Origin of the sequence: Sulfuriferula plumbiphila, from assembly GCF_009938015.1 — a bacterium.
GTDB lineage: Bacteria > Pseudomonadota > Gammaproteobacteria > Burkholderiales > Sulfuriferulaceae > Sulfuriferula > Sulfuriferula plumbiphila.
This window is the reverse complement of the sequence record NZ_AP021884.1, coordinates 3,358,316-3,384,305: the sequence shown is the minus strand read 5'-3', so window position 1 is coordinate 3,384,305 and position 25,990 is coordinate 3,358,316. Positions and strand designations below refer to the sequence as shown.

Sequence of the window (25,990 nt, the reverse complement as noted above, 5' to 3'; positions counted from 1 at the left end):
GCAAGTTGTGTAACATCAATTGCCTTCAGGAGATTCAATGCGCAAAACCCTTCTTGCCCTTGTTTTCGTATCCTCATTGCCGGTATCTACTGCCTGCTCGGCAGAAAACGACATGCGTCCCGGATTATGGGAAATCACCACGACGTCAGACCTGTTGCGCCTAGTGTCACAGATTCCACCAGATCAAATGCAAAGTTTAATGAACCTGGCCAAGCAGCACGGAGTGGATATGCCCCAAATTCAAAATGGCGCAGCAATGTCCAGTGTTTGCGTAACCCAGAAAATGGCCGACCAAAAAATCCCGCCCGGTTTTTATCAAAATAAATCCGGATGTATTGCCCAAAACGCCACTCATGCCGGCAACACATACACCTGGGACTTCGTTTGTGCCAACCCCAAGCTGAAGGGGAATGGAACGGCGCAAGCGGTGTTTGCCAACCCGGAGAACTTCACCGGACGAACTGAATTCGACGGCGTTGCACAAGGCGCCCCCGTCAAGGAGCACGCTGATATCAGCGGTCGATGGATGAGTGCAAGTTGCGGAGCGGTGAAGCCGCCGCAGTGATCTCCTTATCGCTTTCGTAAAGGATCAAGCAGCGAGGAAAGACCGTTGTGATCCAGCTCCTGCATCAACGCCAATAGACGACCGATTTCGCCGGGTGGAAAGCCTGTGCGAGCAAACCAGTTAAGATACTGTCCGGGCAGATCGGCAATCAGGCGGCCTTTGTACTTGCCGTAAGGCATGACGCGGGTAACCAGGCGTTGTAAATCTTCGGGATTCATCGCTATCGGGATTACTGGTACGATTTAACGCGATCGAAGTGTGCTGGAATGGGTGCGGCCCATATTGTGCATCGATCTGTGATGCGCTACAAATGGACACTACTGACCCGTAACTGGCATTGAGCGATGACCACCAAAGGAGTGCTGTCGACAAGCTCCGGTAGTTCGACATACCCGGGAAACAAGATTTGCAGTTTTTTATTGTATCTTGGGGGACAGGTGCAATATGCGCTTGCTGACAGGTTGTAATCGACCTTATGATCGTCCGGGAGGTGGCAGGTAAGCAAACCGTTGCTGAAACGGGGCCACATGCCTGTTGCCGCTATGAATCCACACTTGTTTACGCTTGCGTGTTACGGCAACACCAAACCGGCCAAGGCCAAAAAGGGCGAGGCTGGCCGGTTCTGGCGCAGCGCTGGGATGTAACCTGAAGCTTCATGCGACCATTTTTTGCCTTTCGCACAACGCGTTGGGCTGGCGTTAGAGCAGGATGTGCCCAGTGTGCTGCCATGGGATGACGGGTATTTGGCAACCGGCGAACAGGCTTGATTTGATACGGGATACAGATGGCGTATGGTGGTCCACGCCAGCACCAATCTGGTCCTGCGGGATTTGCAGCTGCGTTTCTTCGGCGGGATGAATCGGCGTGGCGCGGGAACCCGCTTTCGATCCGCGGGCGAGAAACTGAAGATGCAAGACAAGGACATCCTGATTGGACCGCTGATGGAAGAAACATGGCTCACCCTGAAGCAGGTGGCTGCCGCCTGCTATATGGAACCGCAGAGGTTGCTTGCCCACATCAAGCAGGGCCTGTTCTCCCACGCGGAAGGGGTGGCCGGGGTGTGGCGCTTCTCCGCCGTCGTCTCCCTGCTGCGCGCCCGGCGCATGCGTGGGATCGAGCAGGGCTGTGATGCCGTGCTGGTGGAAATGGACGCTCTGCGCCTTGCCGGCGGGGAATGAGCGTGCGTGCCTGGCATCGCCACGTTGTCGCCAACCGGCTGCAGAGCCTGCTGCTGGTGGCAGTCCTGCTGGGCATCAGTACTTTGGTGGGCAGCCTTCTGTCCGGTGCGACCGGGTTGTGGCTCGCCCTGGGTGCCAGCCTCGTCGTCCTTCTGATCGAGCCGGTTGCAGTCTCCCGGTTGACGCTCGCTCTGTATCGCGCCCGACCCCTCACCCGGCAGGAGGCGCCCGAGGTCTGGCGCATGATCGAGACCCTGGCCGAACGCGCCGGCCTGCCCGCCGTGCCCGTGCCGCACTACGTGCCCAGCCCAATGGTCAACGCGTTCGCGCTTGGCAGCCGCCACGATTCGGCCATCGCCCTCACGGACGGCCTGCTGCGCAACCTGACGGCGCGCGAACTGGCGGGCGTGCTGGCCCATGAGATGGCCCACATCGTCCACGACGACCTGCGGGTGATGGGGCTGGCCGACTATGTGAGCCGGATGACCTCGCTGTTTGCCCTGACCGGGCAGATTTCCTCCTGATGGCCTTGCCCTGGTGGCTGGCAGAGGCGGTGCAAATCAACTGGCCGGGCCTGCTGCTGCTTGTCTTCTCGCCGCAGCTGGCGCTGCTGGCCCAGTTGGGATTGTCGCGGCTGCGCGAGTTGGACGCCGACCTCGCCGCCGCCCGCCTGACAGGCGACCCCGAAGGTCTGGCCCACGCGCTCGCGAAGATCGAACAGGTCTCGCGCGCCTGGCGCGCCTGGCTGCTGCCCGGCTGGGGCAACCCGGAACCCTCATGGCTGCGCACCCATCCGTCCACCGAAGAGCGCATCCAGCGCTTGCGCGCCCTGTCCGGCTCGATCCCGAAACAAATCTGGCAGGAGGCGGCCGTGTCCGGCGCCGGTCCTTCCCCCATCCGCCGCCCGCCCCGCTGGTATCCCGGTGGGGTCTGGCGCTGACTGAGCGGCCGTGGCCGTCCCTTGACGTTGAAGAGGAGCAAGCATGGAACAAAAAACCCAATGGAACCTCATGTACTGGGTCGTCGCCGCGCTGCTGCTGCTCATGCTGCAGGACTGGTGGCAGGCCGCGCGCACGGTGGAACCGGTGCCCTACAGCGAGTTCGAGCAGGCTCTGGCGCAAGGCCGGGTGGCGGAGGTGCTGATCACTGACAAGACCATCACCGGCAAGCTGAAGGTTCCGGATGCCAAGGGCAAAACCGTGATCGTCGCCACCCGCGTGGAGCCCGATCTGGCCGCGCGACTGTCCCAGTACCACGTGTCGTATGCCCGGGTGGTGGAAAGCACCTTCCTGCGCGATATCCTGTCCTGGATTCTGCCAACGGTGGCATTCTTCGCCGTATGGTTTTTCCTGTTCCGCCGCTTCGCCGAGAAGCAGGGCATGGGCGGCTTCATGACCATCGGCAAGAGCCGCGCCAAGGTCTATGTGGAACAGGACACGGGCGTCACCTTCGACGATGTGGCGGGGGTGGACGAGGCCAAGGCGGACCTGCAGGAAGTGGTGGATTTCCTGAAAACCCCCCAGGAATATGGCCGGCTCGGCGCACGCATTCCCAAGGGGGTGCTGCTGGTGGGGCCGCCCGGCACCGGCAAGACCCTGCTGGCCAAGGCGGTGGCGGGCCAGGCGCGGGTGCCGTTCTTTTCCATCTCCGGCTCCGAGTTCGTGGAAATGTTCGTGGGCGTGGGCGCGGCGCGGGTGCGCGACCTGTTCGAGCAGGCGCGGGAGAAAGCGCCGGCCATCATTTTCATCGACGAGCTGGACGCCCTGGGCCGCGCCCGCGGCGCCGGTCCCATCGGCGGCCACGACGAGCGGGAGCAGACGCTCAACCAGCTGCTGGTGGAGATGGATGGCTTCGACGCCTCCGTGGGCCTTATCATCCTTGCCGCCACCAACCGGCCGGAAATCCTCGATCCGGCGTTGCTGCGCGCCGGGCGCTTCGACCGCCAGGTGCTGGTGGACCGGCCGGACAAGAAGGGCCGCGTGGACATCCTCAAGGTGCACGTGAAGAAAATCAAACTCGCGCCGGACGTGGATCTGGAACAGGTGGCCGCGCTCACCACCGGCTTTTCCGGGGCGGATCTGGCCAATCTGGTGAACGAGGCGGCGCTGATGGCCACCCGCCGCCGCGCTGAGGGCGTAACCCTGGACGACTTCACCCGCGCGGTAGAACGCATTATCGCTGGCCTGGAGAAGAAGAACCGGGTGCTGAACGACAAGGAACGGCGCACGGTTGCTTACCACGAGATGGGCCATGCCCTGGTGGCGCTGGCCCTGCCGGGCACCGACCCGGTGCACAAGGTGTCCATCATCCCGCGCGGCATCGGTGCCCTGGGCTATACCATCCAGCGCCCCACCGAGGACCGCTATCTCATGACCCGCGAGGAACTGGAAAACAAAATCGCTGTGCTGCTGGGTGGACGCGCTGCCGAGAAGCTGGTGTTCGGCAGGCTTTCCACCGGTGCCGCCGACGACTTGGCCAAGGCCACCGACATTGCCCGCGACATGGTCGGCCGCTACGGTATGGACGAGGATCTGGGCTACATCGCATACGAAGCCCAGCGGCCACGCTTCCTGGACGTGCCGGAGATGACGAGCGGCGGCTGCCGCGTGGCCGAATCCACCCAGACACGCATCGACGAGGCCATCCGCGCCATCATCAAAACCGTGTTCGCTCGCGCCTTTGGCATCCTGGAGGCGAACCAGCCGGTGCTGGAACGCTGTGCGGCGGAGCTGCTGGCGAAGGAGACCCTGGACGAGACGGCCATCCGCGAGCTGACCAAGAATCTGGTGGCCCCACCCCTTGGCGGAACCGGAAATTCCCCCAATTAGTCATGCAGTGCCTCTTTTGGAAAAGCTCGAATGGCCAATTCCTTGCACAACTGGCGCGACGTCCAAGGCAAGAGTCGCGCCAGCGGCTTGCCATGCCCAACAAATACCGCCAGCATGATGGCCCTGGCCGCGCTCATTCGGCGTGTTTGTTCACCGCCGCCGGGTTGCCCCAGCATGCAATATCATCCACTTCCACGCCCACCCACCATAATTTGCCGACGCTGTCGGCATCCATTCCGCCGACGATACGCTGGCCGTCCCCCAGTCTGATGCTCTCTGCGTATTCCTCAGCTTCGCTGATGGTGCGGAACACATGCCAGGATACAACCCTGTTGCTGGCGTCACTGACGGGCAGGCTGCGATATTCGTTGAGAAAGCTGGTTAACATGGCAGTTCCTTGTAAAGGTGGTTTGCGTATATGCATCATCAGTATAGAGAACAGCAGTCCCTATTCAATCTCGATCATCCGTCCATCTGCGGCAATCACCGCGCAGCGCACGGGCTGGCCGGGGTGAAGATGGCGGATCGCGGTACGGTAATCCTCCAGCTGGGCACGGTGACGGGTGGCGAGTTGTGCAGCGCTGGCGTCGCTGCCGGATTTGTAATCGAGCACCCAGACTGCGTCTGCCAAGCCCACCACACGGTCGATACGCCGCGACTCGCCATGGGCGTCGAGATACGTCAGTTCATTATGTGCAAAGCAGTATTGGCCGGGGTCGAAAAAGCGCGCCAGCAGCGGCGTGCCAAGCAGCCGCTGGGCGTGTTGCCAGGCACTGTCGAATTCTGCCGGGTTGCCCAGTTCGGTTTTCAGGGCCATAGCAGCGGGTGCGCGGGCGGGAGGGGTGATGCGTTCCAGAATGGCGTGCAGCACGATGCCGTAGCTGATCTCACTGCTGCCCACCGGCGCGATGCGGCGCCCGGTGGGCTGTGGCTGATTGAGGCCGGCGGACAAGGCGGCAAGCGTGGCGGGCGCCGGCACGACTGGCGTTGACGCAGGCATCGGAGCGTCGAGATCGGCGCCGAACGTGACGCTTGCGGCGTCGGCATCGGTGCGCAGCGCAGCCAGAATCTGGCCATGCCAGTTGTCGTTTTGTGACTTGCTGGACGCGCCGCTGACGATGAGCGCCTGGCGCGCGCGGGTCATCGCGACATACAGCAGATTGAAATTTTCGCGCTGGGCGTGGCGCGCTTCGGCGTCGAAAAAATCGGCCTGGAACGAGGCGCGCAGGGTTTTATCACCATACACCGAAAAATGTGCAGGCCGCGCCGCGCCCGGTGGCCAGTCGGTGAGCACGGTATAGGCATCGGTTCTGGCTTTGCGCGCACCGGCGTCGAGCAGCCAGACGATTGGCGCTTCCAGCCCTTTGGCGCCGTGGATGGTGTGCAGGGTGACGGCATTGTCCAGCTGCGCGGTTTTGCCTTCGTCCGGACTGGCATCGTTGCCGGTTTGCTGCAGCAGATCAATCTCGTGCAAAAAGCGCGGCAGGCTTGGGTAACGCCCCCCTTCGATAGTCAGCGCCAGTTCCATCAGCGCGTCCAGATTGGCATGGATGCCGGGGATCAGCGCGGTTGGCGCGGCGGCGGCATAGCGTGCCTGCACCTCGCCGGTAAAGTAAATATTGTCGAGCAAATCGTGCACCGGCAGGCGCCCGGCCCGGGTGTGCCAATCGGTCAACAGTGTGGCGGCACGCTGCAATGCCGGGCTGGCGTGCCCGTTGTGTACCAGGGTGCGCAGGCGCTGCCGCCAGGTGTCGCCCTCAGCGCCTGCCAGCATCAGCAAGTCGGTATCAGCGCAATCGAACAGCGGTGCGCGCAGCACGCGCGCCAGGTGCAGGTCGGCGTCAGGGGTGGTCAAGAACGCCAGCAGGCTCAATAAATCGCCCACTTCCAGCGCATCCAGCAGCCCGCCGCGGCGCGTGGTGGCGAACGGAATGCGTGCCGCCTTGAGCGCGCGCTCATACACCGGCAGATGGGTGCGGCTGCGCACCAGGATCATGACATCGCGGTATTCGGCACGGCGCGCGCCGGTTGTTTCGTCGTCAATCAGCCAATGGCCGATGATCTGGTTCAGGCGTCGCGCCAGTTGCTGCGCTTCCAGTTCACGCACCCCGGTGTCGGCATCGCTGTATGGCGTGGTGAGCGGATTGCGGTAGCCATGCTCGATAACGGCCTGCTCCGGCGCCTGCGCCAGCGCCAACACTTCGACCCGGCCGGCGCGCTGCGCATCGTGCGCAGCGTGAGGTCTGAACAGGGCGTATTCATTTTTCACCGCGGCAAAAGTCTGGTTCACCGCCTGCACTACTGGCGGCGCACTGCGGCGCGTGGTGTGCTGGGTGAGGTAGGCCGCGCCGCGCCCGGTCAAGTAATTGCCGGCCAGGTCAAACAGCTGCGCCTCGGCGCCGCGAAAACGGTAAATCGACTGCTTGGGGTCGCCCACCAGGAATACGGTGGGCATCCGCCCGGCCTGTTCTGCGGTATCAAACCAGCTCTGCAGCACGCGCCATTGCAGCGGATTGGTGTCCTGGAACTCGTCCAGCAAAATGTGCCGGTAACGCGCGTCGAGCTTGTATTGCAGGTATTCGGCCTGGTCCGAATCGCTCAATAGTCGGGCGACTTGCCATTCCACATCGGCAAAATCCAGTACCCGGCGCGCGTGCTTCAGTGCCTGGTAATGTTCCAGCAGCGCGTCACCGAGGCGCAATGCCTGGCGGTTGAACTGGTACACGCGTTGCGTCTGACGCGCGGCCTGGGCAGCCATCAGGCGTGCGCCGACGGTTTGGTGCAGTTCCAGCAGCCGTAATAATGCGCACTCACCCATTTTTTTAGCGTGCGTGACGCTATAGCTGAGCGTTTTTCTAATCTCGCCATGTTGCGTCAGTATCGCTGCACACAATGTATCAAAACAGTCGTCGGCGCTGGCGTTGGCTGACAAAGCGAGCTCGCAGGTTTGCGCCATTTTGATGCTGGTTGGGGTGTGTTGGCCGAGTAATTTGAGATATTCCCACATCAACGCTACCCAAGCCGCGTCACCCAGCAGCGCGCCCGCCACATCGGCGTCGGGCGCCACCGGCAGGGCCGCCTCCAGCTGCGCGACGGCGTAGGCCGCGCGGTCTGGCTGCCCTTCCGTAAACGCCCACCACTCGCCGCGCCGGGCCAGGAACGCCGACAATAGTGCGCGGGTGTTGTACAGGCCGATATCGGCCAGCAGGCCTTGCATGGCCAGCGCCAGCGGTGCGGTCGGCGCGCGCGCCAGATCATCGGCCAGCGCATCCCAGGCCGCGGCTTCCAGCGCATGCGTCTGCTCGGCCAGGGAGAAGCCTGCCAGCCCGGCCTCCAGCGGGGCACGCTCGATCACCGTCAGGAACCAGGCGTGGAAAGTGCTGATGGTGATGCCCGGCTGTGCGTTGAGGACTGCTTCGAACAGGCCGCGCGCACGTGGCAGCAAGGCTTCAATTGTCTCCGGCGGCAGCGCACGCTCGGCCAGAAAAGCGCGCACCGCGTCGTCTTCAGCCGTCGCCATGAAACGCAGCCAGTCATCCAGGCGCGCACGCATCTCGCGTGCCGCCTTGCGTGTAAAGGTAATCGCCAGAATTTCCGACGGCGCTACCTCGTCCAGCAACAGCCGCACCATGCGCGACACCAGCAGCCAGGTCTTGCCACTGCCGGCGCACGCTTCGACGACGACGGCCTGTCTCGGGTTGAGCGCAGTCCGATTGAATTCGCCAGGCGTCACGCGTCCACCTCCGGCCAATAATCCTTGCGGCACAGGCCGCGCATTTCGCACCACTGGCACGCGCTGTCGGCACCCTGGGCGGGTAACGCTGCGCTGGCGTGTAACTGCTCGAACATGCGCACCAGGCGTTCGCGCGTGGCAATGGCTGCTGCATCCGGTTCGGCATCCAGCGGCAGCGTTTCGATTTTTTGTTTGCCGTCGAGTGCCACAAACGCCGCCTGGCCGACGTCGTTGCCCAAGAGCAGCGCATAGGCGGGAAGCTGGGTGTCTTCGCCCGGGGTTTTGGCCTTTTCCTTGAGTCCGGCTGTATTCCCCGTCTTGTAGTCGAGTACGGCACGGCTCGCCTGCAGGCTGTCCACGCGGTCCAGCCGTCCGTACAGGGTGATTTGCTGGCCGTTGTCGAGATCGAAGGTTGTTGTTGCATCGATCTCGCCCGCTTGCCAGCGCCAGCCCTCCTGCTCGCGCGCCAGTTGCCACGCCACGTAATGCGGAATCTGTGCCGTCCATCGGTACTGCCAGGCGTGGGCGAAGTAGTCGTCCGCCAGCACCGGGGCGAAAGCATCCCCGGTGAGCTGGAGCAGGTCGGCTGCAAGCACCTCGGGCGGGATGCCGGTGGTTACGGGGTGCGTCTGGTGGAAGCGATGCAGGATGGCATGAACCAGCTGGCCGTAGTCGGCTTTTGCCAGGTCGCTGCGGATTTCGTCGAGCGCATTCAGGCGCAATACCTGGCGCGCGAAATACTGATACGGGCAAGCCAGCAGGCTGTTGTAGGCACTGACGCTGATTCTGGCTGGCACCTGCGCGCTGTTGAGGACCGGGCGCGGCACCCGGGTGAGTGCTGGCAGCGGCGCGGGTGCGGGCGCGGTGACCTGGGCATGAGGCAGCAGCGCGGCGAGGCGGGTGTCGGCCAGATCGTCATTCCAGGCTAATTGGTGCAAAGTTTGCAGCCGCTCGAACCACGGGCTCACCGGGTTGTGCTCGCCATCCTGCCAGGCGCGCCAGAGCACGCGGATGTGCGCCACATTGGCGATGAGCTGGACCAGATCGTACTGGGCCTGCTTCAGGCTGTCCTCCTGGGTGGGCAGGCCCAGCTCACGGCGCACGCGCTGGTTGAAAAACACCGAGACGCCGGCATTGCCGGGCAGGTGGGCGGCGTCGGCGCCGAGGATCAGCGCGGCGTCGAAATCGCGCAGGCGCGTGGCCGCCAGATGGGTGAACACCACCGGACTGTCGATGCCGGTGTCGACAAATACCGCGCGTTCCAGTTCGCCGCCCAGCCAGCGCCGGAATTCGGCGAGTTGAAAGCGCCCGCTATCGGGCAGCAACTCGTGTTCGCGGCGGGCCAGCAGCGCTAGCACCTGCTGGCCCGCCGCATCGTGCACCAGGCGCTCGTGCGCGCCCAGCGCGTTCAGGCTGTTGGCGAGCCGTGCCAGCCAGTCGGCCAGTGTGAGCTCGGTGCGCGCCGGCAATACCGCGGCTGCCTGCTGCAGGCGTTCCAGCGCGCCGAGCGCGGCGCCGTGTTCAGCGAGATTGCCGAGGCGCGTTTTGAGCCCGTTCAAGCCGGCTGCCGGGCCGTGGCGGCGCAGCGCGGATTCCAGTTGCCAGGCGGCCTGGCTGCGCGTGGCGGCATCCCGGTCGGCCAGCAGGTAAGGCGATTTCAGCAGGTCGAGCACGTCCTCGAAGCGAAAGCCGCCGGTGAGCGCTTCCAGCCAGCGCATCAGCACCGTGCTGGCGGCGGTGGTGGCGAGGGTCCAGCCGGTTTCGTCGGCCACCAGAATTTGCGCACGTTCCAGCAGGGCGCGGGCACGGCGCGCGCTGAGCCGGTCCTGCACGATGACCGCAATGCGCTGTTTGCCCTCGGCCAGCCACAGCTGCACCTGGGTAGCGCAGGCTTGCGCTTCCTGTTCCAGACTGGCGGCGCCGAAGCAGGCGAGGCGCCCGGCCAGCGGGCTGGCAGACTGGGCGTTGCGCATGGCGTGCGCGCGCTGTTTGATGGGTGGGGCGTGAGCGTCGGCGGGCCACGCGGCGGCCAGCACGTCGAGGACAGCGCTGGCGGTGTCGGGGGCAATGACGACGAGCGGCTGGCGCTCGGCATAACGGGTGAGGCAGGCCTGTTCCAGCGGCGAACAGCCCGGCAGCCCCACGACGAACAACGGCGCCGCCGCGGTTTCGGCCAGGGCCGCCAGCTGCAAGGTGTAACGCGCCGTGGCGTCCTGCGCGCCGTGGGCATCGGCGGCCAGTGCGTACCACAGTTCGTGGATCAGGCGCGCTTCAAAATCCAGTCCGCGTCCGCTCTTGGCCTGGTAGGCGGCGCGCAACTGTTCGGTAAATGCGGCCAGGCTGTGGGGCAGATGCACTGCATGCAGGGTGAGTTCGTCGAACAGGCGCAACAGTTCGTCGCACACGCCCCATAAATCAGCGGCGTCGAACCGGGCGCCTGCCCTGAGTGCCTGATACAGCAGCGCGGCGCGGCGACTGTCCGGCAGGAGCGGGGCGCTGCTCGGCACAGTCGCGGCCCAGGCCGGGAAGGTGGTGATGCGTGGCGGGATGAGAAACGGCAGGCCGCAATGCGCGGCGAGAGCCTGCTCGAGCCGCCGCGCGGCATGAAAATTGGGGACGAGGACGCAGGCGCGCGACAGATCAGGCAAATCATCTGCCAGCTGCGCCAGGATGCGCTGGGCGGCGCATTTAATCATTTAATCAGGTCGGGCACCCGCGTGTGGATCTAGCGTTCCAGCAGTGGCAGCTTGCCGGGTTTGCCGTTCCACTCGTCCGCATCGGCGGGCGGGTCTTTGCGTTCAATGATAGGCTTCCAGAGCGCGGCCAGCTCGGCGTTGAGCGCGGTGCAGTGCTGCTGGTCTGCGGGTACGTCATCCTCGGCGAAGATGGCTTCCGCCGGGCACTCAGCCACACACAGGGTGCAGTCAATGCACTCGTCGGGATCGATCACCAGAAAATTGGGGCCTTCGCGGAAACAATCCACTGGGCAGACATCCACACAGTCGGTATATTTACATTTGATGCAGTTTTCAGTGACGACGTAAGTCATAGCGGCGTTCCTAGCAAGATCAAATACAGGGTGCGGACATTTTACCAGCAAGCGCGAATTGACGTCGGCTTCACATCCCGCGCTTTTTTCGCTAGCATGTGGAAATCAACCCATAAACAACCCATAAAATTGCGCTGACCTGCAATTCATCCCTTACATCAAGAAGCGAGGATTCCATGATCGAGCATATTCACTACGTCACCGACGACTCCTTTGAGGAAGAGGTATTGCAATCCACCTTGCCAGTGCTGGTGGACTACTGGGCAGACTGGTGCGGGCCGTGCAAAATGATTGCGCCGATTCTCGACGAAGTGGCTAAAGAATACTCAGGCCGTCTTAAAATCGCCAAACTCAACATTGACGAAAACCAGGCCACCCCACCCAAATTCGGCATTCGCGGTATCCCCACCCTGATGATTTTCAAGAACGGCAACGTCGAAGCCACCAAAGTCGGCGCACTGTCAAAATCACAATTGACGGCTTTTGTTGACAGCAATATCTAGTTCCGTTATGGTGCGCCTGAGCCTGTCCATTTATTAAAACTTCACCCCGGACATCAGGCGCACTTTCCCCTTCATCGTTGTTCCCCGCCTTCCCTGCAAGGCACACGAGTCTTCACTACATGCACTTATCTGACCTGAAACAGTTACACGTCACCCAACTGCTGGAAATGGCCGTCGAGAATTCTATCGAGGGCGCCAACCGCTTGCGCAAACAAGAGCTGATCTTCGCCCTGCTCAAAAATCAGGCCAAAAAAGGCGTGAGCATTTTCGGCGAAGGCACCCTGGAAGTGCTGCCGGACGGCTTCGGCTTCCTGCGTTCGCCGGATACCTCATATCTTGCCAGCCCGGACGATATCTACATCTCGCCGTCGCAGATCCGCCGTTTTAACCTGCACACCGGCGACAGCATCGAGGGCGAGATCCGTATCCCCAAGGATGGCGAACGCTACTTTGCCCTGGTCAAGGTGGACAAGGTCAATGGCGAGTCGCCGGAAAACTCCAAGAACAAAATCCTGTTCGAAAACCTCACCCCGCTGTTCCCGACCCAGCCGTTGCTGCTGGAGCGCGACATCAAGGCCGAGGAAAATATCACCGGTCGCATAGTCGACATGATTGCGCCCATCGGCAAGGGCCAGCGCGGCCTGCTGGTGGCCAGCCCGAAATCCGGCAAGACGGTGATGCTGCAGCATATTGCCCACTCCATCGCCGCCAATCACCCGGATGTGGTGATGATCGTGCTGCTGATTGACGAGCGCCCGGAGGAAGTGACCGAAATGACGCGCTCGGTGCGTGGTGAGGTGGTTGCCTCGACCTTTGACGAGCCCGCCACGCGCCATGTGCAGGTGGCGGAAATGGTTATCGAAAAAGCCAAGCGTCTGGTCGAACACAAAAAAGACGTGGTGATCCTGCTCGACTCCATCACGCGTCTGGCACGCGCCTACAATACCGTCATCCCATCCTCCGGCAAGGTGCTCACCGGCGGTGTGGATGCCAATGCCCTGCAGCGCCCCAAGCGCTTTTTCGGTGCGGCACGCAATATCGAAGAAGGCGGCTCGCTCACCATCATTGCCACTGCCCTGATTGACACCGGCAGCCGCATGGATGACGTGATCTACGAGGAGTTCAAGGGCACCGGCAACATGGAAATCCACCTCGACCGGCGCATGGCAGAAAAACGCCTGTACCCGGCGATCAATGTCAACCGTTCCGGCACGCGCCGTGAGGAGTTGCTGATCAAGGCAGACGTGCTGCAAAAAATCTGGGTGCTGCGGAAATTGCTCTACCCGATGGACGATCTGGAAGCGATGGAATTCCTGCTCGACAAGGTCAAGGCCACCAAAAACAACGCTGATTTCTTTGATTCAATGCGCAGCGGACGCTAAGCCCTTGCGACAGCAAGGATTTTGCTGGATAATGCCGCCTTTCCGCGTACCCGCCGCGGCAACTGAGGACAGACCATGAAAGCCGATATTCACCCCAACTACCCAGAAATCACTGTCGTATGCAGCTGCGGCAACAAGTTCACCACGCGTTCCACCATGTCTAAAGACCTGCATGTTGAAGTGTGCTCGGAATGTCATCCGTTCTACACCGGCAAGCAGAAGATCGTCGACACCGCGGGCCGCGTCGAGAAATTCCGCCAGAAATACGGTATTAAATAATCGCGCCGGGTATCGTCTGCATAAGCGCAATTCAAACAAGGCAGCCTCGGCTGCCTTGTTTGTTTTTTGCGGTAGAATCTGCGCATGAAATTCGTCATCTGCCCAGGCCGCGCCCGCGGCTCACACCACATTGCAGAACAAACGCTGGCATAGCGCCATTCCTTCGTTACTCACCCTGCTGCTGGTACTGGCCTGGCTGCTGCCGGGGCTGGTCGGACATGACCCATGGAAGGGTAATGAGTCGCGCAGCATCGGCTTCGTACATAGCCTGCTGTCTGGCGCACCGGCCGCGATTCCTACCCTGGCGGGTGAACCCTTGCCAGTGCATCCGCCGCTGTTTACCTGGGTCGCGGCCAACGCTGCCCAGAGCTTGTCCGACTGGTTACCGGTACACGATGCGACGCGCCTTACCGGCGGCATGTTTGTATTGCTGGCGCTGATTTTCAGCGGATTCACCGGGCGCCTGCTGTACGGCAGTGAACACGGGCGTTTGGCAGTGCTGGTATTGATCGGCAGTGTGGGGCTGCTGGTGCGCGCGCATGAAGCAATTCCGCAAAGCGCACTGCTGGCGGCCTACGCGCTGGCGGGTTTCGGGTTTGCCCTGAGCCTGCGGCGCCCGCTGATCGGCGGCGCACTGGCGGGCACCGGCATTGGCATGGCGTTTATGAGCATTGGTGCGGTGGAGGCGCTGGCACTGTTGCTGGCTGCAATGCTATTGCCTGTCATGGCGCCAGCCTGGCGCACCCGTGCCAGCCTGGCGGCAGCACTCGCCATGGTGGTGAGCGCTTTGCCCTGGCTGTTGATCTGGCCGTTGATGCTGTATCAGCAGGCACCCGGCGTGCTTGCCGAATGGTGGCACGTTGACACCCTGGGGCGGTTCGCACTGCTGCCTGCGCACGGTGGTATGGGTACGCTGTATTACCTGACTTTTCTGCCCTGGTTTGCGTGGCCAGCGTGGCCGCTGGCGCTATGGGCGCTATGGAAGGCGCGCCGTCATGGCCTGACCGCGCCGGGTATCGCACTGCCGCTGCTGATGTTTTTGAGTCTGCTCGGAGTACTCTCCCTCACCAATGATCCACGTGAGATCCACGGCCTGCCTTTGCTGCTGCCGCTGGCATGGCTGGCTGCGGGTAGCACTTACACCCTGCGCAGGGGCGCGGCCAATGCCTTGTACTGGTTTGCGATGATGACTTTCCTGGTGGTGATTGCCGCTGCCTGGGTGTACTGGAGCGCTTTTGATCTGGGCGTGCCCGCGCGTCTGTCTGCGCATGTGCATAAAATCCAGCCGGGTTATACGGGTGAATTCAGGCCGCTCATGGTGGCGCTGGCGCTGGGTTACTGTTTTGCCTGGCTGGTGCTGCTGGTGCTGCTCAAGCGCACGCCACAGCGCCCGCTCATTGCCTGGGCAGCGGGGATTACGCTGGCCTGGGGGCTGGCGGCGAGTCTGTTCATGTATCCGGTCAATGCACGGATGAGTTATCGCAGCATGATCAGCAGCATGGAACCGGCTTTACCCAGCCATGGTTGTGTCGCCAGCCAGGATTTGAACGAGGCGATGCGCGCCATGCTCGACTACTGGATCGACTTGCGCACGCTGCCGGTGAAATCGCTCGCACAGAGTCATTGCCCGGCATTGCTGGTGCAATATGACGAAAATTTCCCGCCCGAGCTGACTGCAGACTGGCGCGAAGTGTGGCAGGGTAACCGGCCTGGCAACCGCTCCGAGCGTTTTGCGCTGTATCGGCGCGTGCAGGCACGGCACTGAATGGCGCAGTCGCCGATCAGTGCGATTATTCTCGCTGGCGGCGCCGGGCGACGCATGGGCGGGCAGGATAAAGGTCTGGTTAAATTGCACGACCTGCCGCTGGTGGTGCATGTGCTCGCGCGCATCCTGCCGCAAGTGGATGAAATCCTGATTAGTGCCAACCGCAATCTGGACGATTACCGGGCGCTGGGCTACCCGGTGGTGATGGATGTCACGGATGGATTTCAGGGACCGCTGGCAGGAGTGCTGGCGGGTTTGCATGCGGCCCGCCATGAGTGGGTGCTCACGGTGCCCTGCGACACCCCGCTGCTGCCTGCCGATCTGGTGCAGCAGCTTGTCGCGCCGCTGCTGGCCGGGCACGCAGAGATCGCCGTTGCCAGCGCGGGCGGACGCGCCCATCCGGCCATCATGGTCTGCGCGCGACGTCTTGTCGATGATCTCGACCAGTATCTCGCCGGGGGCGGCCGTGCCGTGCATGGCTGGCAGGCGCGGCACCGTACTTCCGGCGTTGAATTCGCCGACGCGGCGGCGTTTGTCAATGTGAACCAGCCAGAGGATTTGTTGCGCCGCGTGGATTAAGCTAAAAACGGCACTCACCGTGGCTGCTTTTCCAGAATTAAACGCGGTTCAATGCAGCCTTGGCAAGCTCACAATGTAGGCCGTAGGCACATGCCAGGCACGCGCGATTTCCTGCGCGCGCGCCTGATCCTCGGGATGGACGAATACCATCACCTGCGCATCATGCTGCTGTGCCCAGGCTTCCAGCGCCTGCCAGCGCCGCCCACAGGATTCCTCACCGAGATCGCTGCTGACTTCCACCAGTGCCAGCGTCTCGCCGCCGGTACCCGGCTGTTTGGCCCGGATGTCCGGTTGCATGTGGATGTTGAGTATGGGAATGGCAAGCTCATCGGGCTCGCGAAACCCGGCCAGATCATGCACCGCAAATTCCGCATTGCCCATGGTTTTGAGGGTTTCGACGCCGGATTGCAGCATGTTCTCGCGCTCCCGCTGAATCGCGTCCGGTAACATGGATAGAGACATGGCGTGCTCCTGTGACTGTAGATAGTACACCTGAATATAGACCAAATCGCCGATCTGTCAGCCGCCAAAAAATGTCGGACATTTTTACATGCGCCGCGCAATATGAAGGGTGGGCTGCCGTAACAGATTGATTTCATTTGGTGTGAGTTTCATGGCATGGAGTTTGCTCGAGCGCTCTTGGCAAACGGGCTTCATCATTGCGATTCGATTACGGGGCGGCGCACCATGTACCTTGTTCTGAGCATTATTTTCAGTTGCCTGGCGGTGTTTTTTTATGTGCCAAATTTTCTGGATATCCCGTTCGGCGTGATGACTGCGCGTGTGCTGTTTGAGCAACTGGTCTTTGTCTTTGCGGTGCTGGTCGTGCTGGCTACCTTCGCCCGGTCGGTCGAAAAAGAGGGTGTGTGGCCGTGGAACAGGCGCCGCATGCCGATGCGCGGACCGCGTCCGGCGGATCGCGACTGACGCACGTCCATCGACTTCCGGGGTAAAATGGCCGCTTTGTAACCCCGCTTCCTCCGCTGCCATGCCCGTCAACCTGTCTCCTCCCCAGTCTGAACAACTTTTGCCGGTTGCCGGCGTCACCATCGGCGTTGCCAGTGCAGGCATCAAGCAACCGGGCCGGCGTGATGTGACCGTCATGCAACTCGCCCCCGGCAGCCGTGTGGCCGGCGTGTTCACGCAAAACCGCTTCTGCGCCGCGCCGGTGGCGGTTGCAAGACGCCACCTGCAAAAAGCCGCGCCGCGCATGCTGGTCATCAACACCGGCAACGCCAACGCAGGTACCGGTGAGGCCGGAATGCAAGCGGCCAAAATGGTATGCGAGGCGCTGGCCGGTCTGGCAGGCTGTGCCGAGCGCGAAGTGCTGCCGTTCTCCACCGGAGTGATCATGGAGCCGTTGCGCGCCGACAAGATCATCGCTGCACTCCCTGCCGCACTGGCCGACTGTCGCGCCGATAACTGGTTCGCCGCCGCCCACGCCATCATGACCACCGATATCGTCGCCAAGGCGCTGTCCAGGCAAGTGCAGATCGGCGGCAAGACGGTGACCATCACCGGCATCGCCAAGGGCTCCGGCATGATCCACCCCAACATGGCGACCATGCTCGGCTACGTGGCGACCGACGCCGCCGTGAGCCAGGCCGCGCTGGAGGCAATGGTCAAACACGTCGCCGACCATTCCTTCAACTGCATCACCGTAGACGGCGACACGTCCACCAACGACTCGTTCATGCTGATTGCCAGCGGTCAGGCAGCCAACGCCGAGATTGTCAACACGGCCAGCGCCGATTACGCTGCGCTGGCCGCTGCGGTGACGGAAGTGGCAACACGGCTCGCCCAGGCCATTGTGCGCGATGGCGAAGGCGCGACCAAATTTATGACCATCCGCGTTGAAGGCGGCAGCAGCCGTGAAGAATGCCGCCAGATTGGCTACGCCATTGCCCATTCGCCGCTGGTGAAAACCGCCTTTTTCGCCTCCGACCCCAACCTCGGGCGCATCCTGGCCGCCATCGGCTACGCGGGCGTGGATGACCTCGATGTGAACACGCTGCGGCTCTACCTCGACGACGTACTGGTGGCGGAAAACGGTGGCCGCGCAGCAAGCTACCGGGAAGCCGACGGCCAGCGTATCATGAAGCAGGCGGAAATCAGCGTGCGCGTGGTGCTCAACCGGGGTGAAGCTGCCGCCACGCTGTGGACCTGCGATTTCTCCTACGACTACGTGAAAATCAATGCCGAATACCGCAGCTGACCTGGCGCAGCTACTGGCGCGCGCCGAGCGCGTGCTGGCGCGGCTGGAAGCCTGGCTGCCGGCGGTGCCGCCGGTGACCGACTGGGACGCGGCGCTTGCTTTCAGATGGCGCAAGCGCGGCGACACCGGCTGGATCGAAGCCGTGCCGCACCCGCACAAAATCGAGCTGGCACTCCTCACCGGCATCGACGAACAAAAACAGCGCATCGAGCAGAACACGCGCCAGTTCCTGGCAGGCCGCCCGGCCAACAACGTGCTGCTGACCGGCGCGCGCGGCACCGGCAAATCCTCGCTGGTGAAAGCGCTGCTGAGCCGGTTTGCACACCAGGGCCTGCGCCTGGTCGAAGTGGACAAGGCCCACCTGGTGGATCTGGCGGATATCGCAGAACAGCTGGTCGGACGGCGCGAGCGCTTTATCGTGTTTTGCGATGACCTCTCGTTCGAGACCGGTGAGCCGGGCTACAAGGCGCTCAAGGCCGTGCTCGACGGCGCCATCGCCGCGCCGCCGGACAATGTGCTGGTCTACGCCACTTCCAACCGCCGCCACCTGATGCCCGAATACATGGCAGAAAACGAGCTCACCCGCCACGTCGGCAACGAGGTGCATCCATTCGAGGCAGTGGAAGAAAAAATCTCGCTGTCGGAGCGCTTCGGTCTGTGGCTGTCGTTTTACCCGTTCGACCAGGATGTGTATCTGGCCATCGTGCAAACCTGGCTGCAGGCCCTGGGCGTGGTGATCAAAGACCCCGACGCCATGCGCCGCGCTGCGCTGCAATGGTCGCTCACCCGCGGCGCGCGTTCCGGGCGCGTAGCATGGCAGTTTGCGCGCGATTATGCGGGGCGGCAGCGAGGCGGCAAGCGCAAATAACGACGACCTGCGACAAGGCCGATCACGACCAAGCCTATACCCATAGCCCGGATGACCAAATCATCCGGGCTTTTTTGCCTGCGGTGTGCGCTTTAAGTTTGTGTTAATAATTCCCCGCGTATTCTCCCCGTCATGCTTACGTAAACCGTGTGGGCAGAGCATAGAAGGGGAAAATCATGAATAAGCTATTGAACAGAGTGCCGGAAGTGACGTTATTTTTCTGGCTGATCAAGATCATGGCCACCACGGTGGGTGAAACGGCGGCTGATTTTCTGTCGGCCACACTGAATCTCGGTTTGGGCATGACCTCCTACATTATGGGTGGCCTGTTAGTTGTCGCCCTGTTGATCCAGTTCAAGCTGAAACGTTATGTCCCCTCCAGTTACTGGCTGGTGGTTGTTCTGGTCAGTATCGTCGGCACGCTGATTACCGATAGGCTGGTCGATGAAGCAGGTGTGAGCCTGGTGACCACCAGTATTATTTTCGGCGCCGCATTAATAGCGACATTTGCGCTCTGGTACGCCAGCGAAAAAACCCTGTCCATACACTCTATTTACACTGCTAAAAGAGAGCTGTTCTATTGGGCCGCTATCCTGTTTACCTTTGCCCTGGGCACCGCGGCGGGCGACCTGTTTGCCGAAGGTATGCATCTGGGTTACGCGCCTTCCGCATTAATCTTTGGCGGGGCCATCGCGGCGATTACCTTCGCGCGCTATGTCTTCAAGTTGAACGCGGTGCTGGCATTCTGGCTGGCTTACATCCTCACGCGGCCGCTGGGTGCATCCATGGGTGATTTGCTGTCCCAGCCGGTGACCAATAGTGGCATCGGTCTGGGCACAGTCGGTACCAGCGCGATTTTTATGGCGGTGATCATGAGTCTGGTGAGTTACATCAGTTTGCAGCGGAAGCGGCAGCTGCTTCCCGCATCCACTACGAAATAAGCGTTTGCCCAAGTCCTATCATCATCGGCCAGGGCGGCGACAAGTCGCCCTGCATTGACTATGCTGGAACACTTCAATACGCAACTGTTTTTACTGCTCAACGCGTCCGCAGGCTTGCACGGCATTTCATTATGGACGGTCACTGCCATTGCCGAGTGGTTGATCTGGCTGGTACCGGCTGGTTTAACCGTATTGTGGCTGTTCGGCAAGGTTGAGAATCAGCGTGCCGCCGTCAAAGCGCTCGTTGCCGGGCTGATCGCGCTGGGCGTGAATCAGCTGATTGCCATGCTGTGGTTCCATCCGCGGCCATTCATCGCAGGTATCGGTCATACCTATCTGCCTCATGTTGCGGATAGCTCATTTCCCAGCGATCACGTGACGTTGTTGCTCTCAGTAGGCTTGGCGTTATGGACAACCGACTCGATCCTGGCGCGCCGTCTCGCAGGTGTGTTACTAGCTATTAGTCCGCTAGTGGCATGGGCGCGGATTTATCTTGGGGTTCATTTTCCGCTCGATATGGTTGGAGCGTTTGGAGTTGCGACCGGCGTGCTACTGTTGGTCAACACCATAAAAGGACAAAACGCTTGTTATAAACTGGCTGAAATGATTGAAGGCATGTTTGCCATGGCGTTTGGTCGAAAACGTTCTTGATACAAAAAAGGAAATCCATGCAGTTTAAAATTTCCGCGCTGGTTTTGCTGCTGGGCGCGTTGTCGGGCTGCGCCACTTATGCGCCCAAGCCGCTGCCCAAGCGGGCGAATTTGCCGCAGTCGGCGGCTTTGATCACGCTCGACCCGGCACGCCTGCCGTTCCGCAATCTGTCCAGTCACATTTTCAACCCCGCCGACGGGCTGGACATGGATGAAGTGGCGATGCTGGCCGTTGCCAACAACCCGCAGCTCAGGCAGGCAAGAGATGCGCTCGGCATCGCCCGCGCCCAGTCCTTCGCCGCCGGGCTGTTGCCTGATCCCCAGCTGGGTTTCACTTCCGACCACCCCACCAATGGCGCGCTGGGCAATACCAATTCCTTCAATTTCAATCTGAACTACGACGTCAACGCGCTGTTGCTGCGTTCCTCGCGCAAGGGTGCGGCGCAGGCTCAGGCGCAGCGGGTGAACCTGGATCTGCTGTGGCAGGAATGGCAGGTAGTGAGCCAGGCGCGTCTGCTGTTCACCCGCCTCACCGCCCAGCAGGCGTTGATGGCGCAGTTGCAGACTGCACGCAGTTTGCTGGCGGATCGCTACCAGCGCAGCCAGCAGGCACTGGCGGCGGGCAATATCACCCTCGATCTTGCCAGCGCCGATCTGGTTGCCTTGCAAAATATAGAGCGCCGGATCAACGAGCTGGAACGCAGCCGTTTGCAGAATCGCGCCAGTTTGAATGGCTTGTTGGGGCTGTTGTCCACCACGCCCTTGGCGCTGGTGGGCCAACCCCGCGCGGCGTTGATGGACGCCGCAGCGGTGCAAAGCGGGCTGGTCGAGCGGCTCAATCAGCGCCCGGATTTGCAGGCGCTGCAGGCGGGCTATCGCTCCCAGGAAGAAAAGTTTCGCGGTGCGGTACTGGCGCAGTTTCCGGCGCTCACCGTCGGGCTGACCCGGGCGCGCGACACCAGCGGCTTGTATACCATGGGCTTTGGCTTGACCATGAGCCTGCCGATTTTCAACCGCAACCGCGGCAATATCGCGATTGAAAATGCCACCCGCACAAAATTGTTCGATGCATACCAGGGGCGCCTCAACAGTGCCTACAGCGAAGTCGCCACCGCGCTGGAAAATCAGCCCCTGCTGCAAACCCAGCTGCAGCGCACACGCCAGGGTGTGAAACAACTGCAAACCGTTGCCCGGCGCGCCGAGGCGGCGTTCCACGCGGGCAATCTGGCGGCTGCGGATTATGTGCGGCTGCAAATCGCGTTGCTGGATAAACAAACCGAAGTCATCAATTTGCAGGAAGCGTTGATGGAACAACAGATCGCGCTGGAAACCCTGCTGGGCCCAGATCTTCCCGAACAAGCCAGCAACAGGAGAGCCCGATAATGCGCCGTGGAATTTTTTTGTTGGGCTGGCTGCTTGCAGCCAGCCCGGCGTGGGCAGCCGATGCCGCCAGCGTGGCGGTGCAAACCGTGGCGCTGAAACAGCAGATGATGACCGAGACGATATCCGGCTACGGAGTGGTGTCGCCGGATACGCGCAGCCTGCAAAACATCAATCTGCCGCGCGCCGGACAGGTGGTCAGCCTGCTGGTGAATGCCGGGCAAGTGGTGAAAAAAGGCACACCGCTGCTGGAATTTGGTACCGGCCCGGATGCTGCGTTGAGCTACCGGCAGGCCAGTGTGGCGGTGCGCTTTGCCGCGAGCGAAGTGACGCGTATCGAGCAACTGGTGGGCCAGCAATTGGCCACGCAATCGCAACTTGCAGCGGCGCAAAAGACCTGGGCAAATGCCCAGGCTGCGTTGCAGGCACAGCAAAAAATGGGCAACGGGCGCAGTCAGGAACGCGTAGCTGCGCCGTTTGACGGCGTGGTGGTGAGCATTTCGGCCGCGCAGGGCGACCGCCTGGCTGCCGGCGCGCCGGTGCTGCAGCTGGCGCGTGCCGGCGGTCAGCGCGTGGTGCTGGGGGTGGAGCCGGAAGACGTGATGCGGGTGCGTCCGGGCATGGCAGTGAGTGTGGCGTCGGTGTTTAATGAGGCGCGCAGGGTAATGGGACGGGTGGCACAGGTGTTTGGCATGATCAATCCGCAAACCCAGTTCGTGGACGTGCTGGTGGAAGTGCCCAATGGCGGGTTGATTGCCGGCACGCGCGTGCGCGCCAAAATCCAGCTCGGCCAGCAGCCTGCCTGGGTGGTGCCGCGCTCCGCGGTGCTGCGCGATGCGCAGGGGGCTTATCTGTTTCAGGTGCAAGCAGGCAAGGCACACCGCGTTAAGGTGCACACCGGGCTGGAGCAGGGCGGAATGGTGGCAGTGAGCGGCGCTTTTAATCCCGGCCAGCCGGTGGTCAGTCTGGGCAATTATGAATTGCAGGACGGCATGGCGGTACGCGGGAGCGGGCGATGAACTTCACCCAGTGGATGCAAGGACATCGGCGTTCGATTCTTTTTCTGCTGGTGTTGCTGGCAGTCGCGGGCGTGCTGGCCGCGTTCAAACTGCCGGTGACCCTGTTCCCCAACGTGGATTTTCCGCGCGTGCTGGTATCGCTGGACGCGGGTGACCGCCCGGCGGATCTGATGATGCTGGTAGTGACCCAGCCGGTGGAGGAGGCGGTGCGACGCGTGCCCGGCGTGCGCGGTGTGCGTTCCACCACCAGCCGGGGTACGGCGGAGGTGTCGGTGAGCTTCGACTGGGGCATCGACATGGGGCTGGCGACCTCGCAGGTCAATCAGGCGATTACCCGAATCCTGCCGAATCTGCCGCCGGGTACCCAGCTGGCGACCAAGCGCATGGACCCGACGATATTTCCGATTCTGGCGTACAGCCTGACCTCGACCACGCAATCGCAAACCGCGCTCTACGATCTGGCGCGTTATCAGCTGCGCCCGCTGCTGTCCAGCGTCAACGGCGTGGCGCGCATCCAGGTGATGGGCGGTGCGCAGGAGGAGTACCAGGTCACCGTGGACCCGGCACAGCTGCTGGCGTACGGGCTGACACTGACGGACGTGGCGCAGGCTTTGAGCGCGGCCAATGTGGTCACCGCGGTGGGGCGGCTGGAAGACCACTACAAGCTGTATCTGGCGATTGCCGACGCGCGCCTGAAAAATGTGCGCCAGATCGGCAACACGGTCATCCGCAGCGGAACCAGCGGCATTGTGCGCCTGGACGATGTGGCGCAGGTGAGCGATGGCGTCGTGCCGCAGTGGATCAAGGTGAATGCCGATGGCCGCCCGGCGGTGCTGTTCAACATCTACCAGCAGCCCGGCAGTAACAGCGTGCAGATTGCCCGCGATGTGCATGCCAAGCTCGCCGCGTATCAGTCGCAACTGCCGCCGGGGGTGAAGCTCGCCAACTGGTACGACCAGAGCGTGCTGGTACTGGACTCTGCCGCCAGCGTGCGCGATGCGATCATGATCGGTACCGGGCTGGCGGTGCTGGTGCTGTTCGCCTTTCTGCGCAACATCAAAATCACCCTGATCGCCGCGATTGTCGTGCCCACCGTGCTGGCGGCGACGGTGGTGTTGCTGTATGCCCTGGGCATGAGCTTCAACATCATGACCCTGGGCGGCATGGCGGCGGCAGTGGGGCTGATTATCGACGATGCGATTGTGATGATCGAGCACATCGTGCGGCGGCTGCGCGGTGCCACCGGAGAACGTCATCATGGCCGGGTGATGGCGGCGGCGATGGAATTCATGCGCCCGCTGGCGGGCTCGTCGGCTTCCACCATCATCATCTTTTTGCCGCTGGCGTTTTTGACCGGCGTGACCGGCGCGTTTTTCAAGGCGCTGTCGCTGACCATGGCGTCGGGACTCATTATTTCCTTCTTCGTCACCTGGCTGGCGGTGCCGCTGCTGGCGGATCATTTTCTCACCGAAAAAGACGCCAACCAGAAAGAAGGCGGGCGCCTGACTGAATGGATGCATCGCCGCTACGCCGCGTTGATGCAACGCGTGCTGGCGCGGCCGGTGTTGATTCTGCTGCTGGTCGTGCCTTTGCTCGGCGTGGGTTTTGTTGCGTTCAACAAGGTCGGCTCCGGTTTCATGCCGGCGATGGATGAGGGCGGCTTCATTCTCGACTACCGCGCCGCACCCGGTACCTCGCTCACCGAGACCGACCGCCTGTTGCAGCAGGTAGAGGCCATCATCAAGGCCAACCCCTATGTGGATACCTATTCACGCCGTACCGGCACGCAACTCGGCGGAGGCATCACCGAGGCCAATCAGGGCGATTTCTTTGTGCGCCTGAAAGCGGGCAAGCGCCCGCCGATCGATACGGTGATGGGCGACATCCGCAGCCAGGTCGAGCACAACGTGCCGGGGCTCAAAATCGAAATGGCACAATTGATGGAAGACGTCATCGGCGACCTCACCTCGGTGCCGCAGCCGATCGAGATCAAGCTGTTTTCGGATAATCCGGATGAGTTGCAAAGCGCTGCAACAAAAGTGGTGGCGGCGATCAACCAGGTACCTGGCGTGGTGGATACGCGCGACGGCATCAACCCCGCCGGCGACGCGCTGGAGATCCGCGTGGATCGCGTCAAGGCAGCGCTGGAAGGGATGAACCCGGACAGCATCACACAGACGCTGAGCGGCTATCTGTCCGGCGTGGTCACCACGCAAATGCAGAAAGGACCGAAACTGGTCGGCGTGCGCGTATGGATTCCGCAGGATCAGCGTGCCATCACACCGGACGTGGGCAAGCTGTTGATTCGCGCGCCCGATGGACATGTGTTCCCGCTCAGGCGTGTGGCGCAGATTGTGCCGATCAGCGGTCAGCCGCAAATCCGGCGCGAGAACCTCAAGCGCATGGTGGCCGTTACCGGGCGCATCAGCGGGCGCTCGATGGGATCGGTCATTGCCGACATCCAGAAAGCGATGGCCACACCCAAGCTGTTGCCGAAGGGGATGTACTTCGAATTGGGCGGCCTCTATAAACAGCAGCAAATCGCCTTTAAGGGCTTGATGGCGGTATTCGTCGCTGCGATCGGGCTGGTGTTTCTACTGCTGTTGTTTCTGTATGAAAGCTTCCGCATGGCGCTGGCGATTCTGGCGATTCCGCTGCTGGCGGTATCGGCGGTCTTTATCGGGCTGTGGGTGGCAGGCATTGAACTCAACATCTCCGCCATGATGGGCATGACCATGATTATCGGCATCGTTACCGAAGTCGCGATTTTCTACTTTTCCGAGTACCGTGATCTGATCCGTGAAATGCCGTTCCCGCAAGCGCTGATCGAGGCCGGCAAAAACCGCATGCGTCCCATTGCCATGACCACCTTCGCCGCCATCCTCACCCTGCTGCCACTGGCCTTCGCCATCGGCCAGGGCTCCGCCATGCAGCAGCCCCTGGCCGTGGCCATTATCGCCGGACTGGCGGTGCAGCTGCCGCTGGTGTTGCTGGTGATGCCGGTGCTGTATTGGCTGCTGGCAGGCAAAGCAGACGTCTCAGCGGGGTAACACACT

At 61.9% G+C, this 25,990-nt stretch carries 24 protein-coding genes and 1 pseudogene; 18 read left to right on the top strand and 7 right to left on the bottom strand.

Annotated features, from left to right (window positions below; all coding sequences use genetic code 11):
• Window positions 1-37: 37 nt before the first annotated feature.
• Window positions 38-565: a DUF3617 domain-containing protein gene (locus GZH91_RS17310; RefSeq protein ID WP_147073888.1), complete on the top strand. Its 528-nt coding sequence runs from the start codon at window positions 38-40 to the stop codon at window positions 563-565.
• Window positions 566-570: 5 nt separating this feature from the next.
• Here the strand turns inward: GZH91_RS17310 and GZH91_RS17305 are convergent, their stop codons facing one another.
• Window positions 571-783 (bottom strand): DUF3820 family protein, encoded by a 213-nt coding sequence (locus GZH91_RS17305; RefSeq protein ID WP_147073886.1) that lies wholly within the window; start codon window positions 781-783, stop codon window positions 571-573.
• Between the two features lie 255 nt (window positions 784-1,038).
• Window positions 1,039-1,191, bottom strand: a pseudogene (locus tag GZH91_RS18490) (PEP-CTERM sorting domain-containing protein); the annotation flags it as partial.
• Window positions 1,192-1,356: 165 nt separating this feature from the next.
• Here GZH91_RS18490 and GZH91_RS17295 point away from each other — a divergent pair.
• The 4 genes from GZH91_RS17295 to ftsH are packed head-to-tail and all read left to right on the top strand — an operon-like array spanning window position 1,357 to window position 4,571.
• A complete protein-coding gene (locus GZH91_RS17295; RefSeq protein ID WP_223264582.1) occupies window positions 1,357-1,743 on the top strand; it encodes a hypothetical protein in 387 nt (128 codons plus the stop codon).
• Window positions 1,740-2,267, top strand: a complete 528-nt coding sequence (locus GZH91_RS18530; RefSeq protein WP_443098194.1) for a M48 family metalloprotease — start codon at window positions 1,740-1,742, stop codon at window positions 2,265-2,267. Before GZH91_RS17295 ends, GZH91_RS18530 begins: the two co-directional genes overlap by 4 nt.
• Complete coding sequence (locus GZH91_RS18525) at window positions 2,267-2,683, top strand: M48 family metalloprotease (protein WP_443098193.1); 417 nt, start codon at window positions 2,267-2,269, stop codon at window positions 2,681-2,683. The genes GZH91_RS18530 and GZH91_RS18525 overlap by 1 nt, the downstream gene beginning before the upstream one ends.
• A gap of 43 nt (window positions 2,684-2,726) precedes the next feature.
• Entirely contained in the window at window positions 2,727-4,571 is a 1,845-nt protein-coding gene (gene ftsH, locus GZH91_RS17285; protein WP_147073884.1) for an ATP-dependent zinc metalloprotease FtsH, read from the top strand.
• A 133-nt stretch (window positions 4,572-4,704) separates the two neighbouring features.
• On the opposite strand, the gene GZH91_RS17280 is transcribed toward ftsH, so the two are convergent.
• The 4 genes from GZH91_RS17280 to fdxA are packed head-to-tail and all read right to left on the bottom strand — an operon-like array spanning window position 4,705 to window position 11,353.
• On the bottom strand, window positions 4,705-4,959 hold the full coding sequence (locus tag GZH91_RS17280; protein ID WP_147073882.1) for a hypothetical protein: 255 nt from the start codon (window positions 4,957-4,959) through the stop codon (window positions 4,705-4,707).
• A 60-nt stretch (window positions 4,960-5,019) separates the two neighbouring features.
• Window positions 5,020-8,304, bottom strand: coding sequence for a UvrD-helicase domain-containing protein (locus tag GZH91_RS17275; RefSeq protein ID WP_161984319.1), 3,285 nt, complete (start codon window positions 8,302-8,304; stop codon window positions 5,020-5,022).
• A complete protein-coding gene (locus tag GZH91_RS17270) occupies window positions 8,301-11,000 on the bottom strand; it encodes a PD-(D/E)XK nuclease family protein (protein ID WP_147073878.1) in 2,700 nt (899 codons plus the stop codon). The genes GZH91_RS17275 and GZH91_RS17270 overlap by 4 nt, the downstream gene beginning before the upstream one ends.
• Before the next feature lie 29 nt (window positions 11,001-11,029).
• Entirely contained in the window at window positions 11,030-11,353 is a 324-nt protein-coding gene (fdxA, locus tag GZH91_RS17265) for a ferredoxin FdxA (protein ID WP_147073876.1), read from the bottom strand.
• Between the two features lie 176 nt (window positions 11,354-11,529).
• Between fdxA and trxA the strand changes: the two genes are divergently transcribed.
• The 5 genes from trxA to mobA all read left to right on the top strand — a co-directional run bounded on the left by trxA (window position 11,530) and on the right by mobA (window position 15,861).
• A complete protein-coding gene (gene trxA / locus GZH91_RS17260) occupies window positions 11,530-11,856 on the top strand; it encodes a thioredoxin TrxA (RefSeq protein ID WP_147073874.1) in 327 nt (108 codons plus the stop codon).
• A 119-nt stretch (window positions 11,857-11,975) separates the two neighbouring features.
• Complete coding sequence (gene rho, locus GZH91_RS17255; protein ID WP_147073872.1) at window positions 11,976-13,238, top strand: transcription termination factor Rho; 1,263 nt, start codon at window positions 11,976-11,978, stop codon at window positions 13,236-13,238.
• A gap of 75 nt (window positions 13,239-13,313) precedes the next feature.
• Window positions 13,314-13,517 carry a 50S ribosomal protein L31 gene (gene rpmE / locus GZH91_RS17250; protein ID WP_147073871.1) on the top strand — a complete coding sequence of 68 codons (204 nt, stop codon included), beginning with the start codon at window positions 13,314-13,316 and terminating at the stop codon, window positions 13,515-13,517.
• A 130-nt stretch (window positions 13,518-13,647) separates the two neighbouring features.
• Window positions 13,648-15,282, top strand: a complete 1,635-nt coding sequence (locus tag GZH91_RS17245) for an ArnT family glycosyltransferase (protein ID WP_147073869.1) — start codon at window positions 13,648-13,650, stop codon at window positions 15,280-15,282.
• The gene (gene mobA / locus GZH91_RS17240; RefSeq protein ID WP_147073867.1) at window positions 15,283-15,861 is read left to right on the top strand and encodes a molybdenum cofactor guanylyltransferase MobA; all 579 of its coding nucleotides are present in this window, start codon (window positions 15,283-15,285) and stop codon (window positions 15,859-15,861) included. It begins immediately after the preceding gene.
• A gap of 48 nt (window positions 15,862-15,909) precedes the next feature.
• Here mobA and GZH91_RS17235 read toward each other — a convergent pair whose 3' ends face one another.
• Window positions 15,910-16,323, bottom strand: coding sequence for a hypothetical protein (locus GZH91_RS17235; protein WP_147073865.1), 414 nt, complete (start codon window positions 16,321-16,323; stop codon window positions 15,910-15,912).
• Window positions 16,324-16,548: 225 nt separating this feature from the next.
• On the opposite strand from GZH91_RS17235, the gene GZH91_RS17230 reads away from it, so the two are divergent.
• The 8 genes from GZH91_RS17230 to GZH91_RS17195 all read left to right on the top strand — a co-directional run bounded on the left by GZH91_RS17230 (window position 16,549) and on the right by GZH91_RS17195 (window position 25,984).
• Window positions 16,549-16,788, top strand: coding sequence for a hypothetical protein (locus GZH91_RS17230; RefSeq protein ID WP_147073863.1), 240 nt, complete (start codon window positions 16,549-16,551; stop codon window positions 16,786-16,788).
• Between the two features lie 61 nt (window positions 16,789-16,849).
• Entirely contained in the window at window positions 16,850-18,076 is a 1,227-nt protein-coding gene (argJ, locus tag GZH91_RS17225) for a bifunctional glutamate N-acetyltransferase/amino-acid acetyltransferase ArgJ (protein WP_147073861.1), read from the top strand.
• Window positions 18,057-18,944, top strand: a complete 888-nt coding sequence (locus GZH91_RS17220) for an ATP-binding protein (RefSeq protein WP_147073859.1) — start codon at window positions 18,057-18,059, stop codon at window positions 18,942-18,944. The genes argJ and GZH91_RS17220 overlap by 20 nt, the downstream gene beginning before the upstream one ends.
• A gap of 176 nt (window positions 18,945-19,120) precedes the next feature.
• Window positions 19,121-19,885 (top strand): COG4705 family protein, encoded by a 765-nt coding sequence (locus tag GZH91_RS17215; RefSeq protein WP_147073857.1) that lies wholly within the window; start codon window positions 19,121-19,123, stop codon window positions 19,883-19,885.
• Window positions 19,886-19,945: 60 nt separating this feature from the next.
• Window positions 19,946-20,536 carry an undecaprenyl-diphosphatase gene (locus GZH91_RS17210; protein ID WP_147073855.1) on the top strand — a complete coding sequence of 197 codons (591 nt, stop codon included), beginning with the start codon at window positions 19,946-19,948 and terminating at the stop codon, window positions 20,534-20,536.
• Between the two features lie 17 nt (window positions 20,537-20,553).
• Window positions 20,554-21,918 carry a TolC family protein gene (locus GZH91_RS17205; RefSeq protein WP_147073852.1) on the top strand — a complete coding sequence of 455 codons (1,365 nt, stop codon included), beginning with the start codon at window positions 20,554-20,556 and terminating at the stop codon, window positions 21,916-21,918.
• A complete protein-coding gene (locus tag GZH91_RS17200; protein WP_147073851.1) occupies window positions 21,918-22,934 on the top strand; it encodes an efflux RND transporter periplasmic adaptor subunit in 1,017 nt (338 codons plus the stop codon). The genes GZH91_RS17205 and GZH91_RS17200 overlap by 1 nt, the downstream gene beginning before the upstream one ends.
• Entirely contained in the window at window positions 22,931-25,984 is a 3,054-nt protein-coding gene (locus tag GZH91_RS17195; RefSeq protein WP_147073849.1) for an efflux RND transporter permease subunit, read from the top strand. Before GZH91_RS17200 ends, GZH91_RS17195 begins: the two co-directional genes overlap by 4 nt.
• Window positions 25,985-25,990 lie beyond the last annotated feature (6 nt).